Genomic DNA, 4,129 nt, shown 5'->3' on the forward strand with positions numbered 1-4,129 from the left:
ATGTTGGGCAGCCGAGCGGGCTACAACTGCCGTACCGAGCGCGGCCGCACGCAGCGTCCCGCCGGTACGCACCAGTGGATAGCAGGCGACGAAGTAGGGCGAACCGTCACGCGGCGCGGCGAGATGCCACCCTCCCTTGATCTCCAGACTGGCGTTGGTGACCTTCGCCTGGAAGGCGCTCGGATCGTCCGGCCCGGTCGGGAACTGGTCCCGGCGCCACAGGACACGGGCCTCGGTAATCCCCGATGGCAGCTGAAAGGACAACACGATCTCCTCGCCACGGTCGTCCGCACGCAGCTCCCGGATGCGCTCGACCACCAGATGCCGCACGCCACGGCCGGCCACCGCCCGGCCATCGCGCACGGCCACCGGTGTGTACTCCAGCTCTCCGACGGCCAGGGGGTCCACCAAGTGGCCGTCCCCACTCGACCCAACCAGCCGTGCCCGCTCGGCTATGTTCGCCAAGTCGATCTCGGCGCCCTCGGCCCCGACCGGAGACGCCGACCCGGGGCCCGCCGCCGGCACGGCGTAGATCCGCACATGCGTGTCCGGCATGCTGCTCCAGCGCAACGCGGTCTGCCCGTTGACGGTGGTGACCGCCAGATCACGTACCAGCGGCGGGCGTGGCGTCACCGTAATCGTGATCCCCGAGCCGGCGGTCCGGGAGGGCTGCCCGTCCACATCCCGATATTCGACATACACCCAGTAGCGGTAGGTGACACCGGCCTGGACAGCCGTGTCGACATACTGGCCGGCGCTCGCCCGGATCCGACGCATGGGGACCAGCACCGGCGACGACTCGTCCACGGTCCGATCGATTGTGACGGCGTCCACGGGGCCGTCCAGCCGCCACGACAGCCTCACATCGGCACCGGTCTGCTCCGCATGCAGGCCCGCTACATCCCGCACCACCACGATACCGGGCGTACGCACCGCTACCGACCGCCGGCTGCCCACGATCGCCGTCACCTCGTGACGAACCAGCACCCCAGCCGGGGCTCCGGCATCGGACAGCTCGGTGGACCGAGTCGTACCCAGGCTGCGTTCAACCGGCGCTGCTCCCCCCGGGCCGCCCGTCTCCCCCACCAGCCTGACCACCCGGTAGGACACCGGCCCAAGCGCCGAGGGAGAGGCCCGCCAGCGCAGCACCACGGCACCGTCCTCGCTGCTCGCGGTCAGCTCGGTTGGCGGCGGGAGTGGCAGCGCCGCCAGTGCGGCCAGCGCCGCCCTGCTGTCAGCCACGGTCGCGAGCACCGCGGCCAGCGCGTTCTCCTGCTCGGCTGGCGGCAGTGCCCGCGCCGCGTCGACCCGGCGGCGGATGACCTCCTGGTGGGCGGTGAGCTCGGCAAGCACCTCATCCGCGGAACGCCCGTCCGGACCGGGCACATCGGATGCCTGGGCGACGAGCCAGCGGGCCCCGTCGGCAGCGGCGTCCTCGCAGCGGGCTTCGCGGTACTCGACCAGTGCCCGCCACCCGGCGTCGGCAGCGGCCAGCGCGGCCCGCAGCCGCGCGTCGAGATCCTCGGCCGCGCGGGCTGCCTGCCCACCCACCGCCACGAGCACCGAGCGCGCTTCAGCCAGCAGCTCACCGGCGTGCTTGGGATGGCCGTTCTCCAGGTCCCGACGGATCGCGGCGAGGGCATCAGCTGCCTCGCGGGCCTGGCGCAGACTGTGCCCGCAGAACCGGCACGCCGCCGCGGCGGCCTCGGTCGCCCGGCCGCACGAAGGACACGCGGTGTAGAGCTCGGCGTCGCAATAACGACAGACGCGTGAACCGTCCACCGGCTCCGGGCGGCTGCAACACGGACAGACAACGTAGTCGACGACGGCACCGGTCGTCACCGCCGCGCCCAGCTCCCGGGCGATACCGAGCAACACGGCCTTCGCCTGTGCCGCCGAAAGCCCCCGCCCGGCCGCCAGGACCTCCCGGACCAGCCCCTCGAAAGCGGCCGGCCCCAGCTCACCATCGAGAACGACGTGTTCCTCGACCTTCGGCCGGATCTCGTCGCGGGCATCGGCGATCAGCCCGGCCGTGTAGGCGGCCGGATCACCGTCGAGCAGCCTGGTGCGCACCTGCGCGAGCAGGTCGGCGGTCACCGTCTTCTCGCGGTCAAGCGGACGCCGCTGATTACCCTCGACAAGGAGGTCGTAAGCAGCCTGGATCCGGGCCGGCACGGAGTCGGCTGGAACACCCAGCAACGCCCACAGGGACGCGGTGCCAGCTCGATCTCCGTCGCGTAGCTGCCGCAGCTCGATCAGGCGATCACGGATCTGGCGCCGCAGCCCCGGCGCGAGTGGCTCGGCCTCATCGCCGGAACCATCCTCGATCACCTTCTCACCGGCGAGGATCGCGTCGAACTGTTCGGTGGTCACCCCGTCAGCCGACGCCAGCCGGCGCAGCCCCGCAATTCGAGACCGGGGAACCCCACCAAAACGCTCACGCACAGTAGCGAGATTGCGAGCCACCTTGGCCAGCCGTTCGGCATCCCCGCTGCGGCGTGCGGCCAGCACGCGGAGCCGGGCCTGCTCACGGCTGTGCGCGTCCAGTAGCGGCGCCTCCCACTCGGCCCTCCGCCGGACCAGTGCCGCCGCCAACGTCGCGTACCGTGCCGAGTTCCGCTGCCGCTGCAAAAACGCGATGACGCGGGCCAGGTGTGCGCGTACCTCGGCCTCGGTGTAAACGACGGCCGGGTCCAGCGCAGCCACGAAGAACGGGTCCTCAAGATCGAGATTGGACCGGCGTTGCAGCTCCGCCAGCACACGCTGGCGGTAGCCGCTGCCGTCGAACACCACGCTCACCGCTCCACCTTCGTCCCCACCGCGGAGCGTATGAACCCAGCCCGGACGCGGCACCGATCTCGCCGCACCATATGTACCGGACATGTTCGCGCGCCGCCGGAGACCGCTCCAGCGACATCAGTCCCGCTGCTTGAGCAACGTGATCTTCTTTGTCTCCTCGTCCCGCATTACCTCGCTGCCCACACCCGCGGTGACCTGCAGAACAAGCGGCCCGGTCACGCCGGGATGTGTGGCGGTGACGACGATCGTCTGGTCCGGGCGCATGAGAAAGGTGACATCTACGGGGGTGCCGCGGGGATGGCCCCCGGGAATCCCCGCGATAGCACCTTCGACGATCACCTTGTTGTCCTGGAGGATGGCCGACTCAGTGCTCGTCCCCTGCTCGAACACGCGGATATCGACCTCCGTCTGATCATCGGAGATCGTGTAGAAGGTCTGGGTGACTTCGATCGGCAGCGGATCGTTGCGATGCGCAAGAAACGCCGCGACCGCCTTGCCACGGTCCTCCGCGAAGATCCCGAAACCGCGGGAGGTCACATTGGTGACTTTCGTCTTGACCAGGTCCACGACCGCGGTGGTCGTCAGCCCGAAATCACCCGCCGCGCCCGATACCGAGCGTTGGACGTCGGCCGGCGCCGCCGCGTCCAGGCTCGCTCCGGCGGCGAGCCTGCCCTGGGCGACCAGGTCGTCCAGGACGTACCGCTCCAGCTCCTTCTTCTGCCCGAACACCGCGGCCCCCTTGGCTACAGCAAGATCGGGATCGACCAGACGTGGGGTCAGACCGAAGCTGTCCGCAATCTTGTGGGCGACCGCCGGGCTCTTGCTCATGCCGCCGACGAGCAGGCAGATGTCCACCTTGTCGACCCCGCGCTCCCTGGCCCTGGCGAGCACCGATCCGGTGAGGTCGAGCGTCCGCTGCAACAAGGCAGCGGTGATCTCCTCAAAATCCGTCCGGGTCACGGTCACGCTCGCCCGCCGGCCACCGTGAACCACCAGCACGTCAACGCTGTCACGACCGGACAAAGCCAGCTTCGCGTCCTCCGCCGAGGTCAGCAGTTCCTGTTCGTCGTAGACGTCGTCGAGCGGGTCACCGGCGTCAGGCTGCGCCTCGGTGAACTTCTGGGCCAAGAAGCGCACCAGCTCCGCGTCCCAGTCGGCACCGCCGAGCTCGTGGTCACCATCGGTGGCCACGACTGTGATCGCGTTCTTCGACAGGCGGATGACGGTGGTGTCGAAAGTGCCACCGCCGAGATCGTAAACAAGCACGGTCGTGTCCGCCACACCGTCCTGGGCGAACCCGTACGCGAAGGCGGCGGCCGTGGGCTCATTG

Annotated in this window: 2 protein-coding genes; both read right to left on the reverse strand. The window is 69.7% G+C overall.

Translation table 11 applies throughout. The annotated features are described in order from the left end of the window. The coding region (locus MJ783_RS14375) for a zinc ribbon domain-containing protein (protein ID WP_239310945.1) at positions 1 to 2,799 on the reverse strand (2,799 nt) is incomplete at its 3' end. A 117-nt stretch (positions 2,800 to 2,916) separates the two neighbouring features. Next, on the reverse strand, positions 2,917 to 4,129 hold a 1,213-nt coding region (locus MJ783_RS14380; protein ID WP_239310946.1), incomplete at its 5' end, for an Hsp70 family protein.

Source organism: Protofrankia sp. Cj3, from assembly GCF_917627355.1.
In the GTDB taxonomy this organism is placed as follows: domain Bacteria; phylum Actinomycetota; class Actinomycetes; order Frankiales; family Frankiaceae; genus Protofrankia.